This window comes from Crinalium epipsammum PCC 9333, from assembly GCF_000317495.1.
In the GTDB taxonomy this organism is placed as follows: domain Bacteria; phylum Cyanobacteriota; class Cyanobacteriia; order Cyanobacteriales; family PCC-9333; genus Crinalium; species Crinalium epipsammum.
On the sequence record NC_019753.1, the window covers coordinates 1,678,708 to 1,692,970 of the forward strand.

At 40.1% G+C, this 14,263-nt stretch carries 16 protein-coding genes, 1 other RNA gene and 1 pseudogene; 7 read left to right on the forward strand and 11 right to left on the reverse strand.

Annotated elements, in window-relative coordinates:
- Nucleotides 1-205 precede the first annotated feature (205 nt).
- The 3 genes and pseudogenes from CRI9333_RS27315 to CRI9333_RS07175 all read right to left on the reverse strand — a co-directional run.
- Nucleotides 206-370 (reverse strand): annotated as a pseudogene (locus CRI9333_RS27315) (beta-ketoacyl-ACP reductase); the annotation flags it as partial.
- Between the two features lie 24 nt (nucleotides 371-394).
- On the reverse strand, nucleotides 395-1,585 hold the full coding sequence (phaA, locus tag CRI9333_RS07170; protein ID WP_015202498.1) for an acetyl-CoA acetyltransferase PhaA: 1,191 nt from the start codon (nucleotides 1,583-1,585) through the stop codon (nucleotides 395-397).
- A gap of 163 nt (nucleotides 1,586-1,748) precedes the next feature.
- Nucleotides 1,749-2,213: a rhodanese-like domain-containing protein gene (locus CRI9333_RS07175; RefSeq protein ID WP_041225978.1), complete on the reverse strand. Its 465-nt coding sequence runs from the start codon at nucleotides 2,211-2,213 to the stop codon at nucleotides 1,749-1,751.
- 235 nt (nucleotides 2,214-2,448) lie between these two features.
- Between CRI9333_RS07175 and CRI9333_RS07180 the strand changes: the two genes are divergently transcribed.
- Entirely contained in the window at nucleotides 2,449-2,703 is a 255-nt protein-coding gene (locus CRI9333_RS07180) for a helix-turn-helix domain-containing protein (protein ID WP_015202500.1), read from the forward strand.
- On the forward strand, nucleotides 2,696-3,571 hold the full coding sequence (locus tag CRI9333_RS07185; protein ID WP_015202501.1) for a Cfr10I/Bse634I family restriction endonuclease: 876 nt from the start codon (nucleotides 2,696-2,698) through the stop codon (nucleotides 3,569-3,571). The genes CRI9333_RS07180 and CRI9333_RS07185 overlap by 8 nt, the downstream gene beginning before the upstream one ends.
- Here CRI9333_RS07185 and CRI9333_RS07190 read toward each other — a convergent pair.
- Together CRI9333_RS07190 and CRI9333_RS07195 are read right to left on the reverse strand one after the other, a co-directional pair.
- Entirely contained in the window at nucleotides 3,568-4,767 is a 1,200-nt protein-coding gene (locus CRI9333_RS07190) for a DNA cytosine methyltransferase (RefSeq protein ID WP_015202502.1), read from the reverse strand. The genes CRI9333_RS07185 and CRI9333_RS07190 overlap by 4 nt on opposite strands.
- Before the next feature lie 176 nt (nucleotides 4,768-4,943).
- Entirely contained in the window at nucleotides 4,944-7,286 is a 2,343-nt protein-coding gene (locus CRI9333_RS07195) for a glycoside hydrolase family 31 protein (RefSeq protein ID WP_015202503.1), read from the reverse strand.
- A 91-nt stretch (nucleotides 7,287-7,377) separates the two neighbouring features.
- Between CRI9333_RS07195 and CRI9333_RS07200 the strand changes: the two genes are divergently transcribed.
- Nucleotides 7,378-7,632, forward strand: coding sequence for a DUF4160 domain-containing protein (locus tag CRI9333_RS07200; RefSeq protein WP_015202504.1), 255 nt, complete (start codon nucleotides 7,378-7,380; stop codon nucleotides 7,630-7,632).
- Nucleotides 7,595-7,897, forward strand: coding sequence for a DUF2442 domain-containing protein (locus CRI9333_RS07205; protein ID WP_015202505.1), 303 nt, complete (start codon nucleotides 7,595-7,597; stop codon nucleotides 7,895-7,897). The genes CRI9333_RS07200 and CRI9333_RS07205 overlap by 38 nt, the downstream gene beginning before the upstream one ends.
- 49 nt (nucleotides 7,898-7,946) lie before the next feature.
- On the opposite strand, the gene CRI9333_RS07210 is transcribed toward CRI9333_RS07205, so the two are convergent.
- Nucleotides 7,947-8,909 carry a glycosyltransferase family 9 protein gene (locus CRI9333_RS07210; protein ID WP_015202506.1) on the reverse strand — a complete coding sequence of 321 codons (963 nt, stop codon included), beginning with the start codon at nucleotides 8,907-8,909 and terminating at the stop codon, nucleotides 7,947-7,949.
- A 205-nt stretch (nucleotides 8,910-9,114) separates the two neighbouring features.
- Between CRI9333_RS07210 and CRI9333_RS07215 the strand changes: the two genes are divergently transcribed.
- A complete protein-coding gene (locus CRI9333_RS07215; protein WP_015202507.1) occupies nucleotides 9,115-10,398 on the forward strand; it encodes a ribulose bisphosphate carboxylase small subunit in 1,284 nt (427 codons plus the stop codon).
- A gap of 14 nt (nucleotides 10,399-10,412) precedes the next feature.
- On the opposite strand, the gene CRI9333_RS26635 is transcribed toward CRI9333_RS07215, so the two are convergent.
- The 4 genes from CRI9333_RS26635 to CRI9333_RS07230 form a co-directional block, all read right to left on the reverse strand.
- Nucleotides 10,413-10,562 carry a hypothetical protein gene (locus tag CRI9333_RS26635; protein WP_157462284.1) on the reverse strand — a complete coding sequence of 50 codons (150 nt, stop codon included), beginning with the start codon at nucleotides 10,560-10,562 and terminating at the stop codon, nucleotides 10,413-10,415.
- A 67-nt stretch (nucleotides 10,563-10,629) separates the two neighbouring features.
- Nucleotides 10,630-11,016, reverse strand: a complete 387-nt coding sequence (locus CRI9333_RS07220; protein ID WP_015202508.1) for a hypothetical protein — start codon at nucleotides 11,014-11,016, stop codon at nucleotides 10,630-10,632.
- 182 nt (nucleotides 11,017-11,198) lie between these two features.
- Nucleotides 11,199-11,963, reverse strand: coding sequence for an Rpn family recombination-promoting nuclease/putative transposase (locus CRI9333_RS07225; protein ID WP_041226457.1), 765 nt, complete (start codon nucleotides 11,961-11,963; stop codon nucleotides 11,199-11,201).
- Nucleotides 11,964-12,143: 180 nt separating this feature from the next.
- The gene (locus tag CRI9333_RS07230; protein WP_015202510.1) at nucleotides 12,144-12,707 is read right to left on the reverse strand and encodes a 2'-5' RNA ligase family protein; all 564 of its coding nucleotides are present in this window, start codon (nucleotides 12,705-12,707) and stop codon (nucleotides 12,144-12,146) included.
- A gap of 59 nt (nucleotides 12,708-12,766) precedes the next feature.
- On the opposite strand from CRI9333_RS07230, the gene CRI9333_RS07235 reads away from it, so the two are divergent.
- Complete coding sequence (locus tag CRI9333_RS07235) at nucleotides 12,767-13,033, forward strand: YciI family protein (protein ID WP_015202511.1); 267 nt, start codon at nucleotides 12,767-12,769, stop codon at nucleotides 13,031-13,033.
- A gap of 50 nt (nucleotides 13,034-13,083) precedes the next feature.
- An RNA gene (gene ffs, locus CRI9333_RS25605) (signal recognition particle sRNA small type) lies at nucleotides 13,084-13,180 on the forward strand.
- 107 nt (nucleotides 13,181-13,287) lie between these two features.
- Here the strand turns inward: ffs and CRI9333_RS07240 are convergent.
- Nucleotides 13,288-14,196, reverse strand: a complete 909-nt coding sequence (locus CRI9333_RS07240; RefSeq protein ID WP_015202512.1) for an SDR family oxidoreductase — start codon at nucleotides 14,194-14,196, stop codon at nucleotides 13,288-13,290.
- Between the last annotated feature and the right edge of the window lie 67 nt (nucleotides 14,197-14,263).

The following is a 14,263-nucleotide window of genomic DNA, read 5'->3' on the forward strand; positions in this document are numbered from 1 at the left end:
CCTCACTACGAGTCAGAGTTCCTCAGTAGTTGATCGGTTTGGTCAGGCTGAAACTGACCAAAGCATCCCAGGAAAGCGATCACTTTCCTGATGAATGTAAAGAAACACCTATGTTTCTTGTAAGAGGGTTTGTAGTATATTGATTTACAGCAAAATTCTTCCTAAAAAAATGGCGTTAACTCTAGGAAATTTTGCTAAGAAATTCATCTGCTTGAATTGCTAATGCTGTGCTTTCGGAATTGGGTTCACTGCGATAGGTATAAGCAACTCTAGCTCCCAATTGTTGCAATAAATGAACGATCGCTGCTCCACTGCCTCGATTTCCACCTGTAACGAGAATTACTTTGTCTTTTAGTCCTAAAAATTCCATTCAGCCAATATCCTTCCTTGCCAGTTAAAGCAGTTCTACAGCGATCGCTGTTCCACCGCCTGTGCCATGACAAATTGCCGCTAAACCCATCTGTTTGTCTTGCTGTTGCAGCGCGTTCAACAAAGTAACGATGATGCGTGCGCCTGATGCGCCAATGGGATGCCCTAGTGCGATCGCACCCCCGTACACATTTAATTTTTCGTAAGGAATGCCTAATTTGCGATGAAACAAAACGCTACTCAGAGCAAACGCTTCGTTATTCTCAAATAAGTCAAAATCATAAATCGAGAGCTTGAGTTTATCTAACAGTTTGTTAACTGCCAGAATCGGAACTTCGGGAAACCGCCACGATTCGCCCCCAATCCATGCTCCACTCATAAATCGAGCAATCGGCTTAAGTTTATACCTTTCTACTGCCGATTTACTCGCCAAAACCAAAGCAGCCGCTCCATCAGAAATTTGACTGCTGTTGCCTGCGGTAAATACGCCATCCTCTTGAAAGGCAGGTTTGAGTTTAGCGAGACTTTCTAAGGTGGTTTCTGAGCGAATTCCTTCGTCTCGATCAATTATTTGTGTTCCTTTCTTACCAGTAACCTCAACTGGAATGATTTCTGACTGAAACCAACCTTTATCAGTGGCGATCGCAGCACGTTGTTGTGATTTCAGGGCAACTTCATCCAGTTCAGCCCGTGTTACCTGATAAGCGGCGGCTAATCGCTCTGCCTGGGTTCCCATCGTTTCCGCAGTTGTGGCATCGGTAAGTCCGTCATAGAGCAACAGATCTGTGACTTGTTCAGGTGATCCTAGCAACGTTTTGTACCCCCAACGGGCGCGGTGCGACAAAAAGAAACCCGTCTGGGACATTGATTCCATACCGCCAGCTAAAACAATCTCTGCCTCTCCAGCACGAATGGCAGTCGCGGCATTAATCACGCTCATCATGCCCGATGAACAAACCATATCAACGGCATACCCATCCACAGTTTCTGGAATCCCAGCCTTAAAAGCTGCTTGGCGAGGCAAAGACTGTCCGTGTCCCGCTCTTAGTACATTGCCGAGGATATATAAATCCAAAGCTTCCTTTGGCACACTTGCTCGCTCTAAGGCTGCTTGCATGGCGATCGCTCCTAAATCCACCGGAGAAAACCCTGCCAACCCTCCTCCAAACCGACCGAGGGGTGTACGCATGGCTGAAACAATATAGGCTTCTTGCATTTATTTTCACCCTACTGTTGAAGAATAAAAAAACTTTTAAAAAGACTAGGGATAACCATTGTGCAACTGGCGGATGAATTGCAGGGGTTTAAGACCCTCACCACTCGGCATTTAAGCGGTAAAATTTTAAATCGTTTTTCATAAAACTGTTTCTAATATTTTGTTAGTTAAGCAGTTTTCCCCACGCACTATTGTAAGGATGAACACATTGAGTAGATAGCCCATCCTTAAAAACAGGTCGCTGTTCATTTGCCCACTGGAAAATACCACCTTCTAGATTAAAGACATTAGGAAATCCAGCCTGCTGAAGCTGTTGGGCAGCCTTGGCGCTGCGGTAGCCAATGGAACAGTAGACAACAATCTTTGTTTCTGGGGCGATCGCGTTCGCGTAGCGTGCGCTTTGCGCGAAGCGACTTTGCAAAGGTATCGCATCAAAATTAATTGCTTTGATGTGTTTAGCTGCTTGCAAATGACTCACAGCATATTCAGCTTCGCTGCGTGCGTCTAGGATTAGTAAATCAGGCATTGCAGCATTTTCTAACCATTGAGCAAACTCGATTGTTGTAACAGACTGCACAGACGGAAATTTCAACCGAATCAATCTTTTGAGTAGATTAAATGCGATCATGCTTTCAATTATTCTCAGTTGGGTAGCGTTACGAAGCGATCTCACTTAGAATTTTGACCTTCTTACGGCGTGGCTCAATTTCTACTAAATTTGCCCTCCATTTTTGAATGCTTGTGCAGCCAGGAACGCTAACGTAACATTACTAGCGATCGCACCCCATTTTTAATTTATTTCGGCTTTTATTGTCACTTATAGTCTGTAGACGGATAGTATACAAGTCTACCACCATTATCTAGTGAGGCAAAAACGCGAACTAGATATTAAGCACCGCTTTGGATTGGCGATAAAGCAACGTAGGAGCGAATTAGGTATTTCGCAAGAAGAGCTTGCTTTTCGATCTGAAATCCACCGCACGTATATTTCAGACATTGAGAGAGGTTCCCGTAATCCCTCGCTAGTCAACATTGAAAAACTAGCAAATGCACTCGATATTTCTGTTTCTGCCCTCTTTGCTAATTATGGAATTGAGGCAGACACAAAAAATGGTTAATAATATTGAATGGTTTACCAAAAAGGATGGGGATAAAGTTCAAATCAATAGCAGAATAATTTATAGAAATTTGTCAACGGAATTAGTTAATAAACTAGATAATAATTTATCTGTTAATGAAATAATAAGCTGGATAAAAAATACAACAAGGGAAGCTTTTAGAGAACAATACGCTAGGTATCCTGAAGTAGGCGCTCTCAACAACGCAGCAGGGCGATGGAATGAATTTATAGCGACTACCTTGTTATCTGAAATTGCCTTTGACATAAATCAAAAGACTGATGAGTGTATTGCTGTATTTTCTCTACCAGACTCACGATTACAAAAAGAAGACTCAGATGAAGTATCTTCTAAATTTCTAAGTTTATTCAGTAAAGATGAATTCGATACTGGAAAGGCTTTAGCTAAGATTACACCGTTTAAAAATAATATTTTCTTGCCAAGCCCAGATTATGTGATTGTTGTCCTTGCTAATAGTGATATTGTAACGTCTGTTCAATGCCTTTTAGCACAGCAAGCAAAAGCTCCTGATACTTTGGCGCTGTACAATTTTTTAAAAGGGAAAATACAGGTAGGAGAGTTAAAAGCAGCAGTTTCTCTTAAAACTTCCAACCGTTCTGATCGTCGTTATCAACCTTTGTTTGAGGCAGCAATGATTAAATCAATGGGCTACTTATTGGATCAACCTTGGAAATATTACATGGTTGCAAGTACTTTAACCCCTGCTGATAAGAGTATTTTTAGTAAAGCAATTAGTCCTCATAGTATGGCATTGGAACAAAATGCGAAGTTAGTAGATGGTACATATTTATACAACCGAAAATCAAATTTAGAACCTTTAGTTCAAGCGGCTATTGAAAATGCTTAAAACAATATCAGTGGTAACTCTAACTGCTTACTAGCTGGTGGCGTGTAACACAATTCAGGTGTTGTTAGAAAGTCAAGGATACTTTGAGCAATACCTTTTGCAGCTAAATAAGGAACACCATTACCAATCGTTTTAAACATATTAGTTAGTGACATATTATCTGGTAATATAAAATCTCTAGGTAAAGATTGTATAGCTAAAGCTTCAGCTACGGATATGCGACGCACTTTGTAAGGATGTAAGTGTACTTCGTTATTGCCATAGCAAGCTGTAGGAGAATAACGCCATCTGTGAAGTCGCTTGTAAGACTTCTTTGAATCATCTCCTTCAGCAACAGTTGTAAACCTTTTTAGTCCGGCTCTAGGCTTAAAATAGTGTTCAGAATTTTGATGATTGAATACATCATTTTTTCTAAACCAGTACTCAATAGTCAGTTCTTCAGGAACGTTATTGGGAAAAGAAAGGGTAGAATCTTCCACAAAGGGGTCTGTAGAAGACCAAGGATAAGAAAATGCTTGGCATTTTGGGTATATAGTATATTTTTTCCAATCAAAAAATTCATCAGGAAGTTCTTTAAGATTGTCAAAATTTTTAATTCTTTTATTATTTATTAAATCTTTTGTAAAGCCAATAATAATTATTCTACTTCTATCCTGTGGAACACCGTATTCTATAGCATTGATTAAGCATTCTGTTAATAAATATCCTGAATTATTAAGCTGATACTTAAGTTGCTCAAAAAAAGAGCGGTGTTTTTTTGTTTTATACAAGCCTTTAACATTTTCAAATAAAAAGAAATCAGGTTTTTGTTGGCAAATTAATTCAATATACGAAGCGGAAAGTTTTCCCTTATCTCCTTCACTTCCTCGGTTTTTTCCACCAACGGAAAAATCAGGACAAGGAGCGCCACCAATAAACCCAATAATATCAGTAGTTTTGCGTGCATCCTCTATTAAAGACCACAGACGTAGGGCTTGTTGTTCTTCCGTCAGTTTACTAACATCTGCTTCTTCTCCCTCATAATATCCATATTCTGGTAAAGATAAGTTGAGAGCTTTTCGAGAGTAACGATATGCCTGCATAAAGGGAGAATAAATCTCGCTTACATAAGCTATGTTAAAGCCATTCAGTTCAAAGCCTAAATCTAGAAATCCTGAACCAGCAAAAAAAGAAAAAATCTTAGGTTTATTGCTCATTGAATAACCTTAAAAGCAATAAAGTACTTGTAGCCATTTGATTAAACCAAAATATTATTATAATCCTTATGTAATTTTTAAAACAGTGGATTAATAAGCGGATAAATTTTTACTTACGAATAGTCTCAAGAGATTTAGTGAAATACGCCCCTACAAAGACGCAGCATTTACCTCGCTTAAATAGTTGAGAAGGTCAAACAACGTTCTGCCCCATCATCAGCAAACCGTTGTTCCCCCACGCCAACCACTTCTACGATAATTTCCTGCGCTGCTGGTGTCCAGTTACCTTCACGCGCTGCTATTTCAACTAAAATTTCTTCCCCTGCTTCAAGCACACTATATTTTGTAGTTGCATAACCACCATTTTTATATTCAAAGGTGCGACCATCATCTTCATACAAGGTAAACTCACCTGTACCAGACCAAATGCGTAATGTTAATTGCTCAACAGGACGCTCATCAACGTATTGCATTACTGGCATCATGGGAATAATTGCACCAGCTTTGACATAAAGTGGCATGATTTCTAATGGTGCGTGTGCCAAAATATGGGTTCCGCCTTCGTATCTTTCCCCACTCCACCAGTCATACCAAACACCTTCCGGTAGGTAAACGGCGCGATGTTCAACTCCTGGGCGATATATCGGCGCAGCCATTAATGAGGAACCAAGTAATACTTGATCGTAGAGAGTATAGGTTTTGGGATCGTTGGGATAATGATAAAGTAACGGTCGTAAAATTGGTGCGCCTGTATTTGCTGCTTCCCAAAATAAGGTGTAAATGTATGGAAGTAGTTGATAACGTAGGTTAATATATTCTCGGCAAATTTTTTCAGTGCGATCGCCAAATACCCAAGGTTCATGTTGCGCTGTACTCATTGCTGAATGTCCGCGCATAAATGGGTAAAGCATCCCTACTTGCATCCACCTCGCAAACATTTCTGCTGTCGCATTTCCCGCAAACCCACCAATGTCACAACCAACAAAGGCGACACCCGATAAACCCATATTGCATAACATGGGTAAGGATATTTCTAAATGTTCCCACAAAGATTGGTTGTCACCCATCCACACAGATGACCAACGCTGTACACCAGCGTAACCAGATCTGGTTAACACAAACGATCGCTCTGCACGCAACTTTTCTAACCCTTCAGCAGATGATCTCGCCATCATTAACCCATATAAATTATGTGTTTCTGCATGGGTAGCACGTTCATCTTCAGCGCCTTGCGGTGCATCTAAAGGAAAGGATATTTTATTACCAGGATCGCCAAAAGGTCGGTCGTCTAATGCGGGTTCGTTCATATCATTCCAGATACCAGCAATGCCGATATCTGTCAGACTTTTATGTAAACTTCCCCACCATTCCCGCACATCAGCACGCAAAAAATCAGGGAAAACTGCTTTATCAGGCCAGACATAACCGTGAAATAATTTACCATCAGCACTACGCACAAAATAGTCTTTTTCTATGCCTTGATCAAAAACGTGATAATCTGCCTCTGGCTCATACTTAACGCCTGGATCGATAATTGTTACAGTCTTAAAACCATCCTGCGCTAACTCACTAATTAATTTTTCTGGTTCTGGGAAACGCTTAGAACTCCAAGTAAATACGCGATATCCCTGCATATAATCAATATCTAAATGAATCACATCACAGGGAATACTACGGCGGCGAAACTCTTGTGCAAGTTCGCGCACTACTGTTTCTGATTCATAGCTCCATCTACATTGGTGATAACCTAACGCCCATTTTGGCGGTAGCGACATTCTACCTGTTAGTTGAGTGTAGGTGCGAATAATTTCCGCAGGTTCAGCACCATAAATGATGTAGTAATCTAACTCATCCCCCTGTGTTTGCATTTGCAAAACACCAGGTTGTTCTGCACCAATATCAAATTGGCTCCAAAATGTAGTATTAAAGAATATCCCATATCCCACATCAGGACGCAACGCCATAAAAAATGGAATGGCTTGATACATTTCATCTGTTAACAAGCCATAATCAAGTGCATCAGTTGTCCAATTTGTCTTTACTTCACTGCGCTTATCTAGTAACCCAGTACGCTCACCAAAACCGTAGAAATGCTCATCCGCTTCGATGCGTTTCCAATTGGCGATCGCACCCATCCGCCAACCCATACTAGGATCGGTATCGTGTGCAAAAGGTCGTCCATCTTTGTCATAACATTGAATTAGACAACCTTCACGTTGAACGCACACCCGCATTTGTGCTGTGGTAATTTCGATATTTTCAGTTGTTTCCTTAACTTCAAATGGCACAACTGACCATTCACTATCATCTAATGTTACAGCCCAAGAGCGGCACGGTTTAAATTTTCCTGTTGGTGAAAGACGTACTCGGATTAAATTAGGCGCTAATACACTAATAACAATACTTGGATCTCCACACTTTAGATAGATGTGGCGTTCGTCTTTTTCAATAGCTGTTACTGGGTCAATAGTTGACCAGGGTTGCTGATTAATCGGTAGTTTCCCAAAGTATTGTGGCATACTCGCCTTAATTTTTATCTCTCACCAGATATAACAATACAAATCTGTAACTAACCTGAAATCAGCCTTTAGGCTTGCCTATAATCAGAATATGCCAACAGTTTTGCGAATCGGTCCCTACCGCTTTTACTTTTATAGCCACGAACCGAATGAACCTCCTCACGTACACATTGACCGCGATAACTTAACAGCCAAATTTTGGTTAGAACAAGTCGGTTTGGCAAACAACATTGGATTCAATGCCAAAGAATTGCGGAAGTTGCAGATGATAGTGCAAGAAAACCAGGAAATTTTATTGGAGGCTTGGAATGGGTATTTTGGCAATTCGAGCGGACGAGAGAGTTAAAAATGTCTACTTCACAGAGGAAACGATTAGTGTCGATTTAATGGATGGGCGGACAATCACTGTACCTTTAGTGTGGTATCCAAAACTATTTAATGCGACACCTGAGCAACAAGAAAAATGGCAACTATGCGGTGGTGGTTATGGAATTCATTGGGAAGAAATAGATGAAGACCTCAGCACAGAGGGAATGTTGAGAGGAGCGCCTGCTCCAATGAATGTTAATTTAAACTTGCATAAAGATGCAAATTCTCAACGTTGTGGTTAGATCACTACAACGTTGAGGATTCCATTGCAGGAAGGCGAATGCTGCTGATTTAGCCACGCCAAATTTTTTCAAGCACATCTGCGGGAGGAATATCTGCTACCGAGCGTGTGGAAGATTGTAAACCAATAGTGCGATCGCTCTTGGGCAATAATTTTTTCGCCTCAGTTGGTCCAAATAAAGCAATTAAATAAGTCCCAACTGCTACAGCTATGTGCATTGGCGCACTATCTGTACAAAGCATCAAGTTCGCACCAGCAATCAGCGCCGCTAATTTACCAATATCCGGGGGTGAAATTACTTTCACACCTGGACAATATCCTAACAAGCTGCTGACAAATGCTTGATCGTCTGGTCCGTTGATGACTACCACTGGGAGATTTGGCTGTCGCTGTTGAATGTCTTCAACGATTTGTTGCCATTTCTTAACTGGGTAGGTTTTGTCAATGCCTTGACTCTGAGAGATTTGGCTAGAACCGCCATGAATCACAATATAACCAGTTTCGTTAATACCCAGCCGTTGCTGTGCAAGTTCTGCCCATTCAATATCTTGTTTAGGAACGTTGACGGCAAGAGGTGGACAAGGTGAGTTTATATCTATGCCTTTGATCAGATCGTGGTACATCTCCGCCGTGTACTGCTCGGTTTTTAGTGGTACAGGGTTGGAAATAAATGCTTCCTTAAGACCACTGCTATAACCAACACGAGTAGCAATTCCTGTTAACCAGAGAAGGAAATTTACGCCCCAAGTACGTCCTAGAGAAACAGCAAAATCATACTCGCGATCGCGAATAATACCTAGCAAATTTCCCCAATCTGCCATGCCGTTACGGTTTCTAAAATCAAACCGCATAACTTCATTGACAGACTTGCATACCCGATACGCACCCGTAGATCTAGGTTCGACAATTACGTCAATCTGCGCGTCCGGGTAATTCTGTTTCAGGTCATCAATCGTCGGGAAGAACAGAATTTGGTCGCCAATCCCGCCTGGGACAAGTGCCAGTATTCGCATCTGTTTTTTATTGAAGTTACTTATCAGCTTTATTCTATAGCGGTTAGCACCTTAGCTATGAAAAAAGCCCCATTCTGACTCCTGACATTCTGATTTCTGAATGTTTATATTGCCTTTTCTCAACAACCATACTTAAGTTGCAAACTCTGCTGTGTCATAAAATGATCACAATAGGGCAATCTGAGCAATTAATCTTAACCAACTGATGAGTTACTATATCTCTCCCCGCTTCCTCGACAAACTTGCGGTTCACATTACCAAAAATTTCTTAGATCTCCCTGGTGTTAGAGTCCCTTTAATTCTCGGCATTCATGGACGTAAGGGAGAGGGCAAAACTTTTCAATGTGAGTTAGTATTTCAGCGCATGGGCATTGAAGTTGTCCATATGTCCGCCGGAGAATTAGAAAGTCCAGATGCCGGAGATCCCTCACGTTTAGTCCGCTTGCGTTATCGGGAAGCAGCAGAGTTAATCAAGGTGCGCGGTAAGATGTGCGTATTGATGATTAATGATTTAGATGCTGGTGCAGGAAGGTTCGATCAAGGTACTCAATACACGGTAAATACTCAGATGGTAAACGCCACTCTGATGAATATTGCTGATAACCCGACCAATGTGCAATTGCCTGGTAGCTATGATTCTACACCTTTGCACCGTGTACCAATTTTGGTTACAGGTAATGATTTTACAACTTTATACGCACCATTAATTAGAGATGGTCGGATGGAGAAGTTTCATTGGGAACCGACTAGAGATGAAAAAGTTGGGATTGTTCGTGGTATTTATTCTGAAGATGGATTATCTGAAAGTGAGATTGCACAGTTAGTCGATAATTTTGTTACTCAAGCAGTTGATTTCTTTGGTGCATTGCGATCGCGCATTTACGATGAACAAATCCGCCAATTTATCCACCAAGTCGGTTATAACAAAGTTTCTTCTGCTGTCGTCAATAGTGTTGATGGACCACCAATATTCCAAAAACCTGATTTTAGTTTGTCTCGCTTAATTGAATTTGGCAACTTGATGGCGCAAGAACAGCAGCGAGTCCAAAGTTCACGTTTAGTAGAAGAATACAACGCACATCGCTTAAATACTACTCAACAAGTTTTACCAGTTGAAAATTCTAAGCCTACTCAGAAGCAGGTAGTACAGGAGCAACCAAAACAGCAGCAATTCTATAAACAATATAGTGCAGGTAGCGGCAATGGTCAGGTAGAAACAAATCAATTAAATCCAGAGGTATTGCAGCAGGTAAAAGAAGTAATTAACGGCGGTTATCGGATAGCAATGGAATACGCTGATGAGCGTCGTTTTCGTAGTAATGGCTGGAGAAGTTGTGCGCCTATTACTGCTAACCATGAGTCGGAAGCTGTAACAGCCGTTGAAAGTTGTTTATTGGATCATGTTGGTGAGTATGTGCGTTTAATTGGGATTGATCCGAAAGCTAAAAGGAGGGTTGTGGAGAAGGTAATTCAACGACCTAAAGGTTAATAGGTTTTTATTTTTCAACGCAAAGTACGCAAAGTATTACGCAAAGGTACGCAAAGATAGATACTTGTGTTGCTGGTTTGAATGGGGCGATCGCACGCTTGTTGATGATTGATGCGATCGCCTATTTTTAATATACTTTTGATAAGTAGAAAAACCCTGTTCACCTTCAATTTTCTTGTAGGTTGGGCGGACGCAGGAAACCCAACATATATCTTTGATAAAAAATTAAATTTAGTTTGAGGATATAATTTCTAGCTTGTGTTTTTGTGAAGATATATTTTTTTCTTTATAAAATGCTGATAGGTCAACTATCTGCTGACTTTTTGAATTTATAATTTTAAAATTTCTAAAGCTAAAATCACCTATTTTTCCATAAGTCACTATTCTTTTTTCTAGATTATTCGTATTTTCTACAATAAATTTTGCATTTCGATTACTACAAGTAGGCGTAAAAATTAATCCTGCTATTTTTTGCGTAGCATCATTACAGCTTATCAAGACTGTTTTGATTAACTTTAAATTACTATTAGCAGGAAATATATATATAGGAGTCAAGCTCAAAAAAAATGCAGCTATAGTTACTGCTGTAATTGCTTGAACAGGCTTAATCATATTCATAGTAATCTTTACTACTTAGCTAAAGTTATCAAGGTTATATCTTAAACTTATATTTGTGAGATTACAAAATTATTCACCAACCAAAACGGATATTTTTAGATAAAGCTTTGAGTTAAGAGCAAAAAACAACCGCCCACACCATTGAGGGTGCTGGCGATTATGGTTGTCAAATTTGAGTAAATTTACTTATCAGCAACCTGTCTAACCTTTTCTACATCTAACTGTAAAGCTTCTGCTATTTGCTCTACAGTTATACCTGCTCTTAACATCGCGGGTATTGCTTGTAACTTCCCTTCTTCCACCCCTTGCTGATATACCCTAGTTGCCTTTAAATCACTTAATCCAAACATCGCCTGTATATCCTCCCAAGTTGTATTAGGAAACTTATAAATCATGATTGTTTTTACTAACTCAAGGAGTTTTCTTTGCTCGACTTGATCAGCTATTTCTCGTCTAGCAAAGTCAATCAACTCCCTAGCTTTTGCACCTGCGCTTTTTTCTGGCTCTATTACTAATTTAACTGTTTCTATCCCAATAGACTCCTGTGGTGTTGAACTTAGTTCATCGAGATAGACACGCCTAACTCGCTGGCTATTGAGTAATTCAATATACCGCTCTGTTGCTCCTGTATCTACACTCCTACTAGGAAAAACTACCACACCCCGCCAATTGTTAGTCAGGTCAGTTTTATCTAGATAAAGAAATATCTCAGTAAAAAAGCGAGAATAAAACTTTTTATCGGGTTGAAACTGAACTTCCACAAAATAGATAGGTGATACAGCATCCCTAACGGGTAGAAATACTCCATCAATACGGAAAGCGAGTTGTTTAACTTCCACAGAACCGAATTGATAGGCGTTAGCTTGATCTGGAGGTTGATCAATCAATTCAAATAGAAGGCTAGGGAAGCTTTGGAAAAGACGATAAAATATAGTGTCAGTTTTCACTGTTGAGTCAAAGTTTTGAGTTAATGATTGTTTTGGCTTAATTTTATATGATGTATAGCAAGGTTGAGCAACTCCTAAGCTTTTGTTTTTGCACTTTTTTATAGCTTGTAGTGCGGACATTAGGAGTGCGAGTTAATTTGCGTCAGTTTTGTTTATATTATGCAATGCGATCGCACTAAACTATCCATCATTATTTGCTAGTAAAAACTCAGAATTAATCTGCCATTTTTTACCATCATGGATTAACAACGTGAGATATGTTGCTGTAAAGTCAAAATGCAATTCTTGATTTTCAAACTCCAACCATGCAGCCTTAAAATTCTGCTTACTTAAATCTTTAAAACCCACCGTTATATGTGGGGCAAACGGACGCTTTTTAGAAACTAAATCGACAATTCCTAATGATACTTCCACAGAATCCATTAAATCTTCTTGTAAACTTAGCAATTCCGGTGTTTTGAGAACATTAACATATATAACACGCGGTACAAAAGCAGCAAAACCAGATAAAGTGATAGGAATAGTAGAATGCTCATTTGCAAAATCTATCAAACATTCTTCCAAAGCTGGGAGCTTGGAAATCTCCCATTCAAAAGGAGGCTGCAAGGTAATATGGGGAGGAGATTTTAACGCCGCTTTACTATTATAGGTATCAGCAAAGTGTTGCTTAATACCAGTGACATAATCTTGAATATCCTGCGGCGGTAATAGCGCAATAAAAAATAGGCTTTTTTTGTTGTCCAAGGAATTTAATTAGCAGTAATATAGCTTTCTGTAATCAATTTATCAGGAAAAAATCAGCAATGCCCTGGTTTGTCAAAATAGAAGAAGGCATCGTTGATAAACCTACTTTTGATCAAAACGTACCAGCACATCAAGCTTATGTCCAGGAATTAATTACCAAAGGACACCAAGCGCGGACTGGATACTGGAAACAGAAGGGAGGAGGTATGATGCTGTTTCAGGCAACGTCAATGGCAGAAGCGCAAGCTATTGTTGCTGAAGATCCACTAATTAAAAATAATTGCGTCAACTACAAGCTTTATGAGTGGTGCGTTGTTGTGGAATAAATTTTTAGCAAAAACTTTACACCTTCGTAAAATGGTGTTATAGTTAAATTGATCTGGACTCACGCGGTCACAACGCCCAAACTTTGTCAGAACCGGAAGGTGGCAGCAATACGGGATGCTTGCGACAGGCGTGATATCCGGGTCATCCGATACATTTTAATCATGCCTATCATGCCTGTTTTTTAAACCGCGATTTTAAAATAATCACGGTAATCAATTATTCTAAAATATAGATAATTTCCCTGTTAATGCTGTTACTTTTGGCGATTTTGCCAATCTTTAGCAACTTGGTCAAGTCCATAGAAGCGTTTCCAGAAGGCATCCACCGCAGCAGTAGGCAATAGCTTATTCATTACAAAAAGCAAGAAATCTCCCCCTGTAGCAGCAACATAACGGGCGCGAGGATGGGGAGTTGTAATTGCTTTGATGATTACCTCGGCGACTCTTTCAGATGTCCAAGCGCGACTACTGGTGTTTTTTTCTAAGTTTTTTAACTTTTCAAATGCCGATTTGTAGGGGGTATTTTCAGGATTGGTGACAGCTTGTTCCACCATTTGACCAGCTACATCAAAAAATTCTGTACTGACTGGACCAGGTTCAATTACGCTGACTTTAATATTAAAAGCAGCTAGTTCCATTCTGAGCGCGTCGCTGATGCCTTCTAAGGCAAATTTAGAACTACTATACAAGCCACCGAAGGGGAAGGCAAGCCGTCCTCCTAGTGAACTAATATTTATAATTCTGCCCCCGCCTTGCTCGCGCATCACAGGGATTAATGCTTGAGTTAAAGCTAATGGTCCTAATAAATTGACATTAAACTGCTTTTGTGCTGAACTAATCGGAATTAATTCTATAGGTCCCATTTGTCCATAACCAGCATTGTTGACTAATACATCAACTCGACCAAAACGCTCAATTACTGACTTAGCCAGGGCTTGAACTTGCTCAATTTGAGTTAGGTCTGTACTCACTACAAAAACATCAGCGCCAGCTTTGCTGCAAAGGTCGGCTATCTGTTGCAATTTTTCTTGATTACGGGATGCTAGTACTAAGCGAATACCCATAGCTTTTGCTGCTAGTACTTTTGCTAAAGCAGCGCCAATACCTGTGGATGCACCTGTTATTAGGATTACTTGGTCAGACAAAGCAGGAGAATAAGTCATAACTAATAAGGATTTTTACTGTGCTTTCTAGAGCAGGGGAGGCAGGGGGGTATACCCACTAAGAATA

Excerpts from the sequence above, each read along its gene's own strand:
- CRI9333_RS07205 (WP_015202505.1), top strand. The coding sequence starts at position 7,595 with ATGGGTATTTTGGCAATTCGAGCGGACGAGAGAGTTAAAAATGTCTAC.
- CRI9333_RS07195 (WP_015202503.1), bottom strand. The coding sequence starts at position 7,286 with ATGCCACAATACTTTGGGAAACTACCGATTAATCAGCAACCCTGGTCA.
- CRI9333_RS07235 (WP_015202511.1), top strand. The coding sequence starts at position 12,767 with ATGCCCTGGTTTGTCAAAATAGAAGAAGGCATCGTTGATAAACCTACT.
- CRI9333_RS07215 (WP_015202507.1), top strand. The coding sequence starts at position 9,115 with ATGAGTTACTATATCTCTCCCCGCTTCCTCGACAAACTTGCGGTTCAC.
- CRI9333_RS07210 (WP_015202506.1), bottom strand. The coding sequence starts at position 8,909 with ATGCGAATACTGGCACTTGTCCCAGGCGGGATTGGCGACCAAATTCTG.
- CRI9333_RS07240 (WP_015202512.1), bottom strand. The coding sequence starts at position 14,196 with ATGACTTATTCTCCTGCTTTGTCTGACCAAGTAATCCTAATAACAGGT.
- CRI9333_RS07190 (WP_015202502.1), bottom strand. The coding sequence starts at position 4,767 with ATGAGCAATAAACCTAAGATTTTTTCTTTTTTTGCTGGTTCAGGATTT.
- CRI9333_RS07220 (WP_015202508.1), bottom strand. The coding sequence starts at position 11,016 with ATGAATATGATTAAGCCTGTTCAAGCAATTACAGCAGTAACTATAGCT.
- CRI9333_RS07175 (WP_041225978.1), bottom strand. The coding sequence starts at position 2,213 with ATGATCGCATTTAATCTACTCAAAAGATTGATTCGGTTGAAATTTCCG.
- CRI9333_RS07185 (WP_015202501.1), top strand. The coding sequence starts at position 2,696 with ATGGTTAATAATATTGAATGGTTTACCAAAAAGGATGGGGATAAAGTT.
- CRI9333_RS07200 (WP_015202504.1), top strand. The coding sequence starts at position 7,378 with ATGCCAACAGTTTTGCGAATCGGTCCCTACCGCTTTTACTTTTATAGC.
- phaA (WP_015202498.1), bottom strand. The coding sequence starts at position 1,585 with ATGCAAGAAGCCTATATTGTTTCAGCCATGCGTACACCCCTCGGTCGG.